Here is a 13163-nt window from a genome sequence, read left to right on the forward strand (position 1 = left end):
CCGGCCGTTCGTTAGTCAGGAGAGACGTCGGTGGGGTAGATGGGCGAGATCGGGCCCGTCGAGTTCGTGAGGCGTCCGCGGCGTCCGGGGAGCAGGAACGCTGCTCCGGCGAATGCGAACAGGGCTGCGGCGATACCGCCTCCGGCAGCGGCGGCGCCGGCCGAGGCCGCGCCCGGAGCGCTGACGGCGAGGCCACCCGAGGCCGGTGCGCCCAGAGCGAGCGCATGACCCGCGACGGCGGGTGCCTCGCTGGCCGCCGCGGCGAACAGTTCGGATGAGGGCGCGAGAACCTCGGCCGACGTCGCCAGGACGCCGAAAATGCCGAATGGGCCGTCGGTCGACGTGGACGTAGCCAGGTCACGTGCCAGGCCGAGGGCGACGGTGGAGAGCGCGTCCAGCGGCGAGCTGGTGGCGATTCCGGGCTCCGGCGTCTCGCCGGGAAGCAGGGGGACGAGCGGCTGCGAGCCGCCGGGTACAACGGCATCCGTGATCGGGACGATGACGGGAGTGAGTGCGTCCGTGACGGGCGCGAGGGCATCGGTCACCGGAGCGAGCACCGCCACGACGGGTGCCAGGGCGCCGTCGAGGATGCCGAGCACGGGAATCACGGGGGCGACGACGGCATCGGTCACCGGAGACAGTGAGCCGACGATCGGTGCGACGACAGGCGCGAGGTTCTCCGCGACGGGCGCCGCGACATCCGAAACGGGCTCGATGACGGGAGCCACGGTGTCGGCGACCGGCTCGACCACGCCTGCAGCCGGCTGCACGGCCGGGGCGACGACGTTCTGCGCGATGGGCTCGACCGCCTCGCGAACGACCGGGTCGACGACCGGAACGACGGCGGGAGGAGCGGACTGGACCACAGGGGCGACAGCCTGGACGACGGGCTCTGCGACGCGGGCCACGGGCTGGACCACGGACTCGAGCACGGGCGCGACGACGTCTTCGACGGCACGGTCGACCGGATCGGTGACGGCGGAGACGATGCCCTGCAGAGACCCAGTCTCTTCGTCGGCCGCGTAGCTCGCGGGCGCGAGTGCGAGGGAGAGCGCCGTCCAGGCGAAGGCGAGACCGACGCCGGTGCCGAGGATCGGCACCCAGCGAGGCGCACGGCGGTGCTGGGCCATGACGAGCGATCACCTCCCCCGAGAGCGTCGACATCGTTCGCACGGGAGACCCCATGCCGTCGGGTACTGCTTGGCGAAGAAAGATACTCCTGTCTCGGGCAACTGTCTAGGGTTCCACTGAGTTCGTCATGAGCCCGTCCTGAGGATGCCGCGCCGGGGGCGCCGAGTCGACTTGACAAGGCGGGCGTTTTACACAAGTGAGTCCCCAGATGAACAACCTTCAAGTGAGACTTCAACCACGATCTTCATCCACAGGTTGGGGAAACTTAAACCCCTGATCAATGCCTACTTACTCGTGGACTTTCCACGTATCCCCGGGCGTTTTCCACAGGACTTCTTCACAACCGTCGCGGCGTTTCCCGCATCGTCTCCACAGAGTTATCCACAGGCCGGTTTGCGGGTGTCGGACGCCATCCATACCGTGTACTCCGGCTCGGTCACAGGCCAGGATGCGGGGGTGCGGATGTCGATCGCGGACATCTCTGACGACAGGCTCGGCGGACGGCGCGAACCCGATCGCACCCCGCCGCACGACATGCTCGCCGAGCAGAGCACGCTCGGCGGCATGCTGCTGTCGAAGGATGCCGTCGCCGACGTCATCGAGACGCTCCGGGGCACCGACTTCTACGTGCCCAAGCACGAGCTCATCTACGAGGCGCTGCTCTCGCTGTACTCCCACGGTGAGCCGACCGATGTCGTGGCCGTCACCGACGAGCTCATCAAGAACGGCGAGCTGCAGCGCGCCGGCGGCGCCGACTACCTGCACACGCTCACCTCGATCGTGCCGACCGCGGCGAACGCGGGTTACTACGCGACGATCGTCAACGAGCGCGCCCTGCTGCGCCGCCTCGTCGAGGCCGGAACCCGCATCGTGCAGATGGGGTACAACGGCCAGGGCGACGCGGTCGACCTCGTCAACAACGCGCAGGCCGAGATCTACTCGGTCACCGGCGCCGAGAAGGCCGAAGACTACGTGCCCCTCGAGGTCGCGGTCACCGCGGCCATCGACGACATCGAGGCCGCCCGTGGTCGCGACGGCCAGATGACCGGCATCCCGACCGGCTTCTCGGGGCTCGATCAGCTGACGAACGGTCTCCACCCCGGCCAGATGATCGTCGTCGCGGCGCGTCCCGCCATGGGTAAGTCGACCCTCGCGCTCGACTTCGCCCGCGCTGCCGCGATCAAGAACAACTCGCCCACGATCTTCTTCTCTCTCGAGATGGGGCGCAGCGAGATCGCGATGCGCCTGATGAGCGCCGAAGGCGCCGTGCCGCTGCAGTCGATGCGCAAGGGAACGCTCGACTCGCGCGACTGGACGACCGTCGCCGCGACGCGCGGCCGTATCAACGACGCGCCCCTCTACATCGACGACAGCCCGAACATGACGCTCGTCGAGATCCGGGCGAAGTGCCGACGGCTCAAGCAGCGTGTGGGCCTCAAGATGGTCGTGATCGACTACCTGCAGCTGATGACGAGCGGTAAGCGCGTCGAGTCGCGCCAGCAGGAGGTCTCGGAGTTCTCCCGTGCCCTGAAGCTGCTCGCCAAGGAGCTGCAGGTTCCCGTCATCGCGCTGTCGCAGCTGAACCGTGGTGCCGAGCAGCGTGCCGACAAGAAGCCGGCGATCAGCGACCTTCGTGAGTCGGGCTCGATCGAGCAGGACGCCGACATCGTCATCCTGCTGCACCGCGAGGCCGCCTACGAGAAGGACAGCCCGCGCGCCGGCGAGGCCGACCTGATCGTCGCCAAGCACCGTAACGGTCCGACCGACACGGTGACCGTGGCGTTCCAGGGTCACTTCTCGCGCTTCACGGATATGGCCGTGGGGATGGACTGAACGGTCAGCCGACGACCGTTATAGTCCAGTGCGCGCGATCACGCGCATCCGCCCTCGGCCCGTTGGGAGCCTGATGCCGTTCCGCAGTAAGGAGACGCTCGAGCTCTGGCTCGGCGAGTTCCACGAGCAGCGGGGAGCGGGTGAGCTCATCCGCGTCCTCGTGCAGGACGGTTCGGAGGGATCGGACACGGGGCTCGTCGTCGTGCCCCTCGCGAACTCTTCCGTGTCGGTGTTCATGGAGCCCATCGAGATCGGTGATGCCCGCTGGCGGATCACCATCGAACCGCAGCCCGACTTCACCATTCTCAGCAGCTTCCAGATGCACTCGCTCGCCGCAGAATTCAACGTCGCCGCCGAGCTCTGCGCGTTCCTCGAGGCGAAGTCGATTGGTCACGAGGAAGACGACCTCGACGAGTCGTGACACCTCGCCATCATGGCGTCCGCTGGCGCGAGCGCAGTCGGCTGGTCCGGATGCTGCGCCTGTGGCGCACACGCAATCCGACGACGTTCCGTGAGAAGGTGCGGTACAAGATGCTGCGCGACCGCCGCAGCCTCATCGTCACCTTCGCCGACAAGGCCGCCGTGCGCGACCACGTCGCCGCGGTCATCGGCGAGCAGTACCTGCCTCGCGCGTACGCGATCGTCGAAGATCCGCAGAGCCTGCTGGACCTCGACTGGCCCGATGCCTACGTCGTGAAGCCGACGCACGGGAGCGGCGCTGCGATCGTCATGTCGGCCGCCGCCTCCGCGGATGCCCGGCTTCCGGAAGCGCGCTGGGGGTGGGTCTATCGGCACGTGCGCCCGGAGTTCGCGAACCCGCACGACCTCGCGGCGATCGCCGCGGGCTGGCTCACCAAGCTCTACGGTCAGGGCCCGAATCGCGAGTGGGTCTACGGGCAGGTGCCGCGCCGAGTCATCGTCGAGGAGTTCCTGGTCGGTGCCGATGGCGGCATACCGGACGACTATAAATTCTTCGTCTTTCATGGGCGATGCCACTTCATCCAGGTCGACGGCGGACGCTTCGGCGGTCGCACGCAGGACTTCTTCCGACCCGACTGGAGCCGCATCCCTATGAGCGGCGGCCCGCCCTGGGCTGATCCCGAGCGCTCGCGGCCGGCGCATCTCGACGAGATGATCAGCATCGCCGAGCGGCTCGGAGAGGGCACCGACTTCGTGCGCGTCGATCTGTACGACGTCGACGGTCGCGTCGTCTTCGGCGAGCTCACGAGCTTTCCCGCCGGCGGCGACAGCCCGTTCGATCCGGAGTCGTACAACACCGAGTTCGGCCGCCCCTGGACGGTGCCGCGGCGCTACCGCTGACGCCGTGCCTCACCCGTGCGCCGGATGCCGGCGCGTCCGAATTCCTTCGCACGGCGGAGGCGCGACGAACCGCGCCTGCATAGCGTCGTATCCATGAGCACCGCCACCGCGAACCAGCCCACCGACCGTGCGACGCGAGAGGCGTCTTGCCTGCAGATGGCGAGGACCTGGCTGCCGGTCGGATCGGCCATCGCCCTGCTGGCCCTCATCGTTTGGGCGATCGTCGCGGGCGTGAGCGGATCGCCTGCGGGCGTCATCGCGGCGACCTCGGGAGCGGCGGCGGTCGCCGTGGCCGGGAGTACGGGCCTCGTCGGCATCACCGCGCGGTTGCGTCAGCTCGGCGTGGTGCGGGCCCGCCACCCCCGCACTCGTCGGCTCCGTAGCTGACTCAGTCGAGCGCGGCCGCGATGGCGCGGTCGAGGTCGCGGACGTATGCCTCGGGTTGCTCCCACGAGGGAAAATGACCGCCCACCGGGTGCTCCTCGAAGGCCTCGAGGTCGAAGAGGCGCTCGGCGAAGTCGCGCGGGGCGTTGACGAGGTCGTCCGGGAAGATCGAGAGCACGACCGGGATGCGGCCGGGTATCTTCGTGTTCGGCGGCGCGGTCCGCAGTGCATAGGGGCCGAACGACGAGCCGATCGCGCTGGTGAACCAGTATGCCGATACCCAGGTGAGAACCTCGTCGTGCGAGAAGACGCTGGTGATGTCATCGCCGTGGTCGGTCCAGGTCCAGAGCTTCTCTCCGATCCAGGCGAGCAGTCCGGTGGGGGAGTCGGTGAGCGCGGCGGCGATGGTGGCGGGTTTCGTCGCGTGTTCGAGGCTGTATGCGGCCTCGGTGGTCTGCCACCGGTTCCAGCGGTCGACGTAGTCGCGCTCCGTTGGACTGAGGTCATCGGGGATGCCGCCGGCGAGGTGTCTCTGCGACACGTCGGTCAGGTGTGCCGCCGCGACCATCGAGGGGTGATTGCGCATCAGCGCCTCGGCGACGTTGCATCCGATGTCGCCGCCGCTGACCACGAAACGTGTGTACCCGAGTCGGTGCATGCCGGCGGCGACGACGTCGGCCATCTCGTTCGCCGACATCCCCTCGGCCGGGGCGTCGACGCTGAACGGATAGCCGGGCAGCGCGGGCGCGACCACCGTGACATGCCGGAGCAGTGGCAGCACCTTCTCGAACCGCAGCACCGAATCGGGCCATCCATGGAGGAGGAGAACCACGGGGGCGTCCGGTTCCGCCTTCTGGTGGATCACGCGAAGCGGGTGTGGCGCGTCGACGAGCTCCCACGGCAGGGCGAGGATCCGGTCCTCCTGCGTGCGCCAGTCGAACCCGTCCGTCCATCGCGCGACGAGCGTGTCGAGCCAATCCAGATCGACACCGGCCGGGGGTTGCCCGCCGAGGAGCGCGGCGAACCGACGCCGACGGCTGAGACGCGCATGCAGGTCGGCGATCGCCTCGTCGCTGACACGATCGGGGGCGTGGTGCTCGTTGGTCATGCCCCGAGTATCCCGCTCGCGTCGCCGCACCGCAGAAGCTTGTCAAGCCGCTACGGGTTTCGGGATGCCGCGACCTAGCGTTCGCGGAATGAGCAAGACCGATACCCCGGCACCTACCCGCCTCCGGCGAGGAATGGGCGGACCGCTGCTGTTCGCCTTCATCCTCGGTGACGTTCTGGGCGCGGGTGTCTACGCGCTCATGGGGGTGCTGGCCGAGCGCGTGGGCGGGATGCTGTGGGCGCCCTTGCTCGCCGCCCTCGTGCTGGCGCTGCTCACCGCCGGGTCGTACGCGGAGCTCGTGACGAAGTACCCCCGGGCCGGCGGTGCGGCCGTCTTCGCCGAGCGCGCGTTCAAGAACAAGCTCGTGTCGTTCCTCGTCGGCTTCTGCATGCTTGCCGCGGGCGTCGTGAGCGCAGCGGGGCTGTCGATCGCCTTCGCCGGTCAGTACCTGCAGACGTTCGTCGAGGTTCCCGTGGTGCCGGTAGCGATCGTGTTCCTGGCCGTGCTCGCGGCGCTCAATGCCCGCGGCATCCGGGAATCGATGGGTGCGAACTTCGTCATGACCGCCATCGAGGTCTCGGGGCTGGTGATCGTCGTGGTCGTGGTCGGTTTCCTCCTCGCCGGCGGAGGCGGGGATGTCTCACGCGTCACGCAGGTTCCCGAGGGCACCGGTGTCGCGTCGGCCGTGCTCGCCGGAGCGATCATCGCGTACTACTCCTTCGTGGGCTTCGAGACGTCGGCGAACATGATCGAGGAGGTCAAGGAACCCTCGAAGATGTACCCGCGCGCGCTGTTCGCCGCTCTCGGTGCAGCCGGGCTGGTCTACGTGCTGGTCGGCCTCGCGAGCAGCATCGCGCTGCCGCCCGAAGAGCTGTCGAGCTCGAGCGGACCGCTCCTCGCGGTGGTCGAGGCGAGCGGTGTCGCCATCCCCTCGTGGCTATTCAGCCTCATCGCGCTCGTCGCCGTCGCCAACGGCGCGCTGCTGACGATGATCATGGCGAGCCGCCTCACGTACGGCATGGCAGAGCAGGGGCTGCTGCCGCGTGCTCTGTCGCGGGTGCTGCCCGGGCGCCAGACGCCGTGGGTGGCGATCCTCGCCACCACGCTCGTCGCGATGCTGTTGACGCTCGTCGGTGACCTGGCGCTGCTCGCCGAGACGGTCGTCCTGCTGCTGCTCTTCGTCTTCCTGAGCGCGAACATCTCGGTGCTCGTGCTGCGCCGCGACCGCGTCGATCACGATCACTTCCGCGTGTGGACGTTCGTTCCCGTGCTCGGCGTCGCGTCGTGCCTGCTCCTGCTCAGCCAGCAGACCCTGCGGGTGTGGATCTTCGGCGCCATCCTCATCGTGGTCGGCGTGGGGCTCTACTTCGTGGCCCGTTGGGCGCGTGGTCGCGGGGAGCGGGAGCAGGCAGCATCTCGATGATGCGGTAGCCACCGCCGTCCGAGATGCTTCGTGGGCATATCGTTAGTAGCCTAACGATATCCACGAGAAGGAGGGCGTCAGCGTGTTCGTGCTGTTCTTGGTTCTGTTCCTCGGTGGCATCTACCTGATGAGTGCCGCTTTCAACGTCGCGGAGTTCCCCGGCCTCGTCTTCACCGGAGGGCTGCTGGTCACGTCGGCGGCCGTCGGCATCCCGTTCCTCATCGCCGCGGTCGAGCACCGTGGTGAGGAGCGCAGCGACGGCAGCACGCGCTGAGACATTCGCGGCGCGTGCTGCCGGTGGCTGTCTGCGGCTGCCGGTGGCTACCGGTGCGACTCGCTGACGACGCCGGCCGCGAGCCGTAGCCGTCGGCCGGCGCGCGCGGCGACGGCGGAATCGTGGGTGACGACGATCAGGGTGAGGCCCTCGGCGTGCAGCGAGTCGAGCACTCGAAGGATGTCGTCGCGCATCGATTCGTCGAGGTTGCCGGTGGGCTCGTCGGCCAGCAGGACGCGCGGACGCTTCGCGATGGCTCGCGCGATCGCCACCCGTTGCTGCTGACCGCCGGAGAGCTCGCCGGGCAGGTGGTCGGCGCGTTCCGCGAGGCCGACGCGCGCGAGCGCTTCAGCCACCCGCGTCCGGCGCTCCTCGCGCGGCAGGCCGAGCGGCTCGAGTCCCATGTCGACGTTCTCCGATGCGGTCAACGTCGGTATGAGGTTGAAGCCCTGGAAGACGAAGCCGATGTCACGAGCACGGATGGCGCCGAGAGCGCGGTCGGATGCCGATGCGAGGTCAGCGTCACCGAGCTGGACGGTGCCGCTCGTCGGGCGATCGAGTGCCCCCAGCAGTTGCAGGAGCGTCGACTTGCCTCCGCCCGTCGGGCCCTGGATCGTCACGAAATCGCCTGCTTCGATCTCCAGGTTCACGCCGGCGAGAGCGCGAACAGAGCGCCCGCCGCGGGAATACTCCTTCGTCACGTTCTCGATCCGGTAGCCGGCGGTCCGTGTCGGCGTCGTGATGGGGGTGTCGGTCATGGTCTCTCCTTCGGGTGAACGCGGGTCGTCGATGCTCATGCGACAGCTCGCAGGGCCTCGGCGGGCCGGAGTCGCGCGGCACGCCAGCCGCCGAGGATCCCGGCGACGAGGCCGCCAGCCAGGGCCAGCGCGAGCGCGAGCAGCACGATTGACGGAGCGATCGGCGCCGTCAGCACGATGTCTCCCGCGACCGTCGCCTGCTCCGACATCGACCCGGGGCCGCCCATTCCGCCCGGAAAGCCCGCCGACCCTGCGGGGCCCGATTCGGCGGCGGCGCCGACGGTGGGTGCGACCGCGGTGATGATGAACGCGCCCACCAGGCCGACTACGGTGCCGATGACACCGCCGATCGCACCCTGGACGATCGACTCGCCGGCGACCTGGCCGACGACGCGACGGTTGGACCATCCGATCGCCTTCAGCGTCCCGATTTCCCTCGTGCGACGCGAGACTCCGGAGATCGTGAAGAGGACCGCGAGGGCGACGGCGACGACGAGCAGGATGACCGAGAGCCAGGTGCCGAGCCCGGAGATGAGGGCGCTGGCGCTCGACAGCGAGGACGACACGCTCGAAGCCAGGTCCGACTGCGAGTTGACGGTCGCGTCCGGCAGTTCCGCCTCCAATGCGGTCTTCACCGCCTCGATCGAGTCCGCGGACTCCGCTTGGACGTAGACCGTCGAAACGACATCCCCCGCACCGGAGATCTCCTGTGCCGTCGCCAGAGGCAGGTACACGTCGGCCGCGGTGTCGGCATCAGCGGTGGCCGACGCGACGATGCCCACGATCTCGACATCCGTGCCGCCGACGTCGATCGTGTCTCCGACCGCCAGGTTCTCGCTGGTGGCGTAGGTGGCATCGACGATGGCCCGCGTCTGGCCGTCATCGGATGCTGCCAGGGCTCGGCCGTCGGCGACCTCGACAGCCGAGAGGGGGCCGACGCCGGACGCGTCGGTGGAGACGCCGAGAACGGTGAACGAATCGATGTCGAACGAGCCGCCGCCGAAGCCTCCACCCGGACCGCCCTGGCCCTCGCCGGGAACGCGCTGCTGCGCCGAGGCCTCGCCGTCGCCTTGAACGTCGTCCGCAACGCCGTCGCTCGGAACCTGCGGCAGCTCCCCGTCGAAGTTCGTGTTGGTGAGACTCAGTGCGCCGACGGCCGCTGCGACGCCCTCGGTTCCCGCAACGGCGTCGACCGTGCTGCCGTCGAGGGTGCCGCGCCGGAAGTCGGTCATCAGTCTCGACTGACTCAGGTTGGTGGCCCCGTCCTCGCCGGTCTGCGCGTCACCGCCGCCGAACTCGAAGCTCGGTCCGCCCCCCTGCCCCGGTTCCGACTCGGCGCCGGACACGGTCAGGTCTGTGCCGACGCCGTACACGGCTGCGAGGGCCGACGACTGAGCGTCCTTCACGCCTGCCGCGAGGGCGTTGACGATGATGACCAGCGCGATCGCGATCGCGAGGCCGGCTGCGACGATGGCGGTCTGCTTCTTTCGGCCGGACAACTCCCGGCGCAGATAAGTCAGGTACATGGGCTCTCCTTCGGGGCGCACAGAGCGCCGACGAACGAGAAACTAAGCGGCCCGCCGATGACGAGCGTTGGCTTTTCTTATCTACGACTTATGTAACCGGGGCCGTGCGGCGTCGGACCGCGAACGCGCTCAGGCCGGATGCCGCTTGAGCAGCTTCGCTGCCACGATCATCGCGCCGCCGAGCACGGCGGGGATGCCGCCGCCCGGGTGAACCGAGGCGCCGACCCGCCAGAGCCAGGGTGCGCGGAGGTCGTGCTGCGCGGGCTGGTGCAGCGGGCCGCTCATCCACAGCGGTCGCGACGCCCCGTAGAGGGCGCCGTGGGGTTCGCCGAACGATCCGAAATAGCGGGGGTCGAGCACGGTCGTCTCGGTCATCCCGTCGGTGAGGAGTCCATCGAGGCCCATGACGCCCGAGATGCGCTCGATCTCGCGCCTCACGAACGGGTGGTCGAGCGAGTAGCCCTGGCCGTCGGCGGGGCTCGTCAGCAGGACGGCGAGCGTGCCGCGGTCGTTCGGGTAGATCTCGCCGGCCCGGTAGTGGTTGACGAACGCCATCGTGTCGGCGGGCTCATCGCCGGCGGCGAGACTGCGGTGCAGGGCGTCGGGCTTCGTGGGCAGGATGACGCTGTGCGCGGCGATCCGCTCGGGGAGGGGCGTCTCGAGCACGCCGTAGATCGCGACCGCCGAGCACGACAGCTGCGGCGAGCCGGGAACCACGCGGCGCCGCCCCAGCAGTCCGTCGAGCCGTGACGCGTCGAGACCGCTCACGACGACATCCGCGTCGTGCACACCGCGCTCGGTCGTGACGCGTCCGCGCTCGATGCGCGTGACGCGCTCGCCGGTGCGGATCTCGACGCCCGCGGCATCCGCCAGCCGCTGCAGCGCGATGACGATCTCGAACACCCCGCCTCGGGGCACCCACACCCCGTCGGCGGCCATGACGGCGGGCATGCTCGCGTAGAGCGCGGGAGTGCGGGAGGGGGAGACGCCGGCGTTGAGGGTGTGGATCGCGATGATCTCGCGCAGGCCCTCGGGCATCCAGGTCAGGCTGTCGAGGTAGGCCCGGGTGCTGAGGCGCCGTCCGTATACGGCGAGCAGCCGACGCAGTGCGGGCAGCGACGCGCGATCGAGCGGGTCGGCGACGAGCAACGCGGCGACGTCGTCCGCGAGGGATGCGTGCTCGTCGCTGAAACGCTTCCACGCGGAGTGCCAGGGGTGCCCTTCGGGCACGGGCAGCGAGACCTCTTCGCCCCGGTAGTAGTAGCGGCCCACCTCATCCAGACGCACGAGGTCGAGCCCACCGGCATCCGTGCCCGTTCGCGACCCCGCGCCCAACCGGCGCAGCAGCTCGTCCCAGACGGACGGGAACGTGACCAGCGATGGGCCCGTGTCGATGCGCTCGCCGTCGAGTTCGATGCGTCGGCTCTTGCCGCCGACGGTCTCGGCCGCTTCGAGCAGGGTCACGCGGTGACCGGCGTGGGCGAGCAGGGCGGATGCTGCGAGCCCGCCGAGGCCCGCCCCGACGACGACGATGCGGCTCATGAATAGACCCCCAGGAACATGGCTGCGAGCAGCAGCCCGCTGGCGACCGAGCCCGCGATGTACGGGAACGCGATCGACAGCGGGTAGAGCCTGCGACCGGTGGCGGGCGTGGGGCGCAGCAGCATCCAGACGACGAGGGTACCGGCAAGGGCGAGGTTGACGAGGGCGACGGGCAGGCTGACGAGCGCGAACAGCACCGTCGAGACCAGCCACCACGCCCCGCTCCACAGGGCCGTCCCACGCGGGCCGAGCAGGACGGCGGTCGTGGTGATGCCGGCCTCGCGGTCTTCGTCGATGTCCTGCACGGCGTCGTAGGCGTGCTTCGCGACGCTCCAGGCCAGCAGTCCGACGACGGCGGGCCAGACCGGCGGCGCCTCGAGAGCGACCGGCATGATCAGCAACGGCAGGCCGTATGCGGCGTTGCTCAGCGAGTCGAGGAACGGTCGCGCCTTGAACCGCAGCGGCGGAGCAGAGTAGAAGACGAACACGCCCGCGTAGAGCAGAATCAGACCGACCGCCGCGATGGGCAGCGCGATGACGAAGTAGACGAGGAACGGGACGTTGGTGATGGCCACTGCCCATGCGATCAGCTTCACCTCGCGGGGCTCGATTCGCGCACCCTCGATCGACCCCTTGCGCGGGTTCAGCGCATCCGTGTCCTGATCGAAGATGTCGTTCACGCCATAGATCAGCAGGTTGAACGGCAGCGTCAGCCAGATCAGCAGCGGAATCGCGGCGACGTCGATGAGCTGACCGGTCAGCCACATGCCGAGCGCGCCCGTGCCGATCGTGTTGATCCACAGAACGGGCCGCGAGATGTGGACGAGGCGCGCGATCGGGGTCATCCGAGGTCCGTCCGATCCAGACGCGGCATGTCATCGTTCACGCGGATGCTCACGCCTCACGGTACCTCAGCGACGAAGGGGCGCAGCTCCGCTGTTCTCGACGCGGGTTCGGCGACGAAGAGCGGTTGAGATCAGCGCGCCGGCTGCGCCGATGCACGCCGCCACGATCAGCGGCGGCACGGCGAGATCGACGGCGGTCAGCGCCATCACGAAGACCCCGATGCCATAGTCGGCCATCTCCGCCGGGTAGGGCGCCAGCACGCGCGTCCCCGCGGCGGACGAGACGGCGGTGAAGAAGGCCGGTCCGACCCACAACGCGGCCAGGCTGACGACGACGGCCGCGACCCGCCCGGCCGTGCGGAACCCGCACCATGCGATGACGGCGCCGACGAGAACGGCAGGAAGCCACCGCAGCAGCAACAGAACAGCCGAGGTGGCCGGGTCGTTCGTGAGCGAGAGATAGCTCTGCAACGGCAGTCCGATCCACCCGGGGACGGTGATCGCCGTGAGCGACAGAGCGATCGCGGCGCCGGGGACGGGGCCTCGCGCGGTGAGAAGCAGCACGAGCATGCTCATCAGCAGCGAGACGACCATGACCGCGATCACTGCCGCCGCATAGAGGACGCGGCGGCTCGAGTCCTCGAGCATCGATACCGTCACGACCGACGACTGCACGACCGCGATGACCTGGATCACGGCTACCCCGAGCACGAGCAGGCCTGTCGCGTGGCGGGGGCGGCGGTGGCGCAGCGTGCGTGCCGAGAGGCCCGCGACGGCGCCCCCGACGACGAGCAGTGAGACGATCGTCGTGAGGAAGTACTGGCTGAACGGCAGCAGGGAGAACGGCGTCGTCAGGTCGGTCTGATCTGCGGCGAGATTCTGCAGGGGGAGCCGCGCGCCGGTGATCAGCCAGGGCAGCAGACCCGCGACCGCGCTCCCGGCCCCGACGAGGACCCAGACGGCGCCGGACAGAGGGGGGCGGTGGATGCTGCTCACCCGCGCAGACTATCGACACCGGA

The 13163-nt window shown here is 69.2% G+C and carries 13 protein-coding genes; 6 read left to right on the forward strand and 7 right to left on the reverse strand.

Going from position 1 to position 13163, the window contains the following annotated elements:
• Positions 1-11 precede the first annotated feature (11 nt).
• Positions 12-1130 carry a hypothetical protein gene (locus MTS1_RS09980; RefSeq protein WP_023953551.1) on the reverse strand — a complete coding sequence of 373 codons (1119 nt, stop codon included), beginning with the start codon at positions 1128-1130 and terminating at the stop codon, positions 12-14.
• A 463-nt stretch (positions 1131-1593) separates the two neighbouring features.
• Here MTS1_RS09980 and dnaB point away from each other — a divergent pair, with 463 nt between their 5' ends.
• The 4 genes from dnaB (at position 1594) to MTS1_RS10000 (ending at position 4671) form a co-directional block, all read left to right on the forward strand.
• Entirely contained in the window at positions 1594-2964 is a 1371-nt protein-coding gene (gene dnaB / locus MTS1_RS09985) for a replicative DNA helicase (protein WP_036304736.1), read from the forward strand.
• Positions 2965-3037: 73 nt separating this feature from the next.
• Positions 3038-3385: a hypothetical protein gene (locus MTS1_RS09990; protein WP_023953553.1), complete on the forward strand. Its 348-nt coding sequence runs from the start codon at positions 3038-3040 to the stop codon at positions 3383-3385.
• Positions 3382-4284, forward strand: a complete 903-nt coding sequence (locus tag MTS1_RS09995; RefSeq protein ID WP_233494917.1) for an ATP-grasp fold amidoligase family protein — start codon at positions 3382-3384, stop codon at positions 4282-4284. Before MTS1_RS09990 ends, MTS1_RS09995 begins: the two co-directional genes overlap by 4 nt.
• Before the next feature lie 93 nt (positions 4285-4377).
• A complete protein-coding gene (locus tag MTS1_RS10000) occupies positions 4378-4671 on the forward strand; it encodes a hypothetical protein (protein WP_023953555.1) in 294 nt (97 codons plus the stop codon).
• Position 4672: 1 nt separating this feature from the next.
• Here the strand turns inward: MTS1_RS10000 and MTS1_RS10005 are convergent, their stop codons facing one another.
• On the reverse strand, positions 4673-5776 hold the full coding sequence (locus MTS1_RS10005; RefSeq protein WP_023953556.1) for an epoxide hydrolase family protein: 1104 nt from the start codon (positions 5774-5776) through the stop codon (positions 4673-4675).
• An 88-nt stretch (positions 5777-5864) separates the two neighbouring features.
• Between MTS1_RS10005 and MTS1_RS10010 the strand changes: the two genes are divergently transcribed.
• The gene (locus MTS1_RS10010; protein ID WP_036304737.1) at positions 5865-7199 is read left to right on the forward strand and encodes an APC family permease; all 1335 of its coding nucleotides are present in this window, start codon (positions 5865-5867) and stop codon (positions 7197-7199) included.
• A gap of 82 nt (positions 7200-7281) precedes the next feature.
• Complete coding sequence (locus tag MTS1_RS10015; protein WP_023953558.1) at positions 7282-7473, forward strand: hypothetical protein; 192 nt, start codon at positions 7282-7284, stop codon at positions 7471-7473.
• 47 nt (positions 7474-7520) lie between these two features.
• On the opposite strand, the gene MTS1_RS10020 is transcribed toward MTS1_RS10015, so the two are convergent.
• The 5 genes from MTS1_RS10020 to MTS1_RS10040 form a co-directional block, all read right to left on the reverse strand.
• Positions 7521-8231 (reverse strand): ABC transporter ATP-binding protein, encoded by a 711-nt coding sequence (locus tag MTS1_RS10020; protein ID WP_023953559.1) that lies wholly within the window; start codon positions 8229-8231, stop codon positions 7521-7523.
• Positions 8232-8266: 35 nt separating this feature from the next.
• Positions 8267-9757 carry an ABC transporter permease gene (locus MTS1_RS10025; RefSeq protein ID WP_023953560.1) on the reverse strand — a complete coding sequence of 497 codons (1491 nt, stop codon included), beginning with the start codon at positions 9755-9757 and terminating at the stop codon, positions 8267-8269.
• A gap of 129 nt (positions 9758-9886) precedes the next feature.
• Entirely contained in the window at positions 9887-11299 is a 1413-nt protein-coding gene (locus MTS1_RS10030) for an NAD(P)/FAD-dependent oxidoreductase (protein ID WP_023953561.1), read from the reverse strand.
• Positions 11296-12144 carry a UbiA family prenyltransferase gene (locus MTS1_RS10035; RefSeq protein ID WP_023953562.1) on the reverse strand — a complete coding sequence of 283 codons (849 nt, stop codon included), beginning with the start codon at positions 12142-12144 and terminating at the stop codon, positions 11296-11298. Before MTS1_RS10035 ends, MTS1_RS10030 begins: the two co-directional genes overlap by 4 nt.
• 66 nt (positions 12145-12210) lie before the next feature.
• On the reverse strand, positions 12211-13140 hold the full coding sequence (locus tag MTS1_RS10040) for a hypothetical protein (protein WP_023953563.1): 930 nt from the start codon (positions 13138-13140) through the stop codon (positions 12211-12213).
• Positions 13141-13163 lie beyond the last annotated feature (23 nt).

The organism is Microbacterium sp. TS-1 (assembly GCF_000509385.1).
Taxonomy (GTDB): domain Bacteria; phylum Actinomycetota; class Actinomycetes; order Actinomycetales; family Microbacteriaceae; genus Microbacterium; species Microbacterium arborescens.

Excerpts from the sequence above, each read along its gene's own strand:
- MTS1_RS09980 (WP_023953551.1), bottom strand. The coding sequence starts at position 1,130 with ATGGCCCAGCACCGCCGTGCGCCTCGCTGGGTGCCGATCCTCGGCACC.
- MTS1_RS10010 (WP_036304737.1), top strand. The coding sequence starts at position 5,865 with ATGAGCAAGACCGATACCCCGGCACCTACCCGCCTCCGGCGAGGAATG.
- dnaB (WP_036304736.1), top strand. The coding sequence starts at position 1,594 with ATGTCGATCGCGGACATCTCTGACGACAGGCTCGGCGGACGGCGCGAA.
- MTS1_RS09990 (WP_023953553.1), top strand. The coding sequence starts at position 3,038 with ATGCCGTTCCGCAGTAAGGAGACGCTCGAGCTCTGGCTCGGCGAGTTC.
- MTS1_RS10005 (WP_023953556.1), bottom strand. The coding sequence starts at position 5,776 with ATGACCAACGAGCACCACGCCCCCGATCGTGTCAGCGACGAGGCGATC.
- MTS1_RS10025 (WP_023953560.1), bottom strand. The coding sequence starts at position 9,757 with ATGTACCTGACTTATCTGCGCCGGGAGTTGTCCGGCCGAAAGAAGCAG.
- MTS1_RS10035 (WP_023953562.1), bottom strand. The coding sequence starts at position 12,144 with ATGACCCCGATCGCGCGCCTCGTCCACATCTCGCGGCCCGTTCTGTGG.
- MTS1_RS10020 (WP_023953559.1), bottom strand. The coding sequence starts at position 8,231 with ATGACCGACACCCCCATCACGACGCCGACACGGACCGCCGGCTACCGG.
- MTS1_RS10030 (WP_023953561.1), bottom strand. The coding sequence starts at position 11,299 with ATGAGCCGCATCGTCGTCGTCGGGGCGGGCCTCGGCGGGCTCGCAGCA.
- MTS1_RS10000 (WP_023953555.1), top strand. The coding sequence starts at position 4,378 with ATGAGCACCGCCACCGCGAACCAGCCCACCGACCGTGCGACGCGAGAG.